We start from the raw sequence: 641 nt of genomic DNA, 5'->3' as shown, positions 1-641 counted from the left end.
TAAAAAAACTCATTTCTCCATTTCCACTTACACCGTCAATCATTTCTGAATTTGAATATTGGAATCCAACCCAATCATCCCAAATAAAATTTTCATCTGGAACTTCCTTTTGGAAATCAACTATCCAAAGAGGATATTTAGATAAAGATGTATTTAAATTTTTCTTTGCAAAGTTAGTGGTTGTACAGATAATAGCATCTTCTCCCGTTAGTTTTTTTATTTCCTTTAAAAATATTTCTGATATTTTATTTAATAAATATTTTTCAACAGTGTCTTCAAACTCTAAATTTAAAGCTAATTTACAATCATAATTTATATCTGAAATAGTGCTTATAAAATGTTTTGCTTGATCTACTGCATCTGCTTCATCTATAGGTCTTAAACAATGATAAAATCCTACTAATAATCCCTCAGCCCTTGCATCAGTATAATTTCTTGTTAATGTAGGATCTATATAAAATGTTCCCTCTGTAGCTTTTATATAAACAACTTTAATACCTCTTTTCTTTATTTGAGCAAAATTTACATACCTTTGCCAATGGCTTATACTTATTCCTTGCAATGTACCTTCACTTTTATTTTTCATAAATCACACCTCGCTAACAAAATTTTTAAAAATAAAATATTAAGCTAATATATAT

General features: G+C 27.0%; 1 protein-coding gene. It reads right to left on the bottom strand.

Features of this window, described 5'->3' with window-relative positions; all coding sequences use genetic code 11:
- Window positions 1–586 (bottom strand): GH25 family lysozyme (locus GBZ86_RS16595; RefSeq protein WP_268817452.1); only part of this gene is annotated, 586 nt, incomplete at its 3' end.
- Window positions 587–641 lie beyond the last annotated feature (55 nt).

The organism is Clostridium tarantellae, assembly GCF_009295725.1.
GTDB lineage: Bacteria > Bacillota > Clostridia > Clostridiales > Clostridiaceae > Sarcina > Sarcina tarantellae.
The sequence above is the reverse complement of the archived record's forward strand: the minus strand, read 5'-3'. Positions and strand labels throughout refer to the sequence as shown.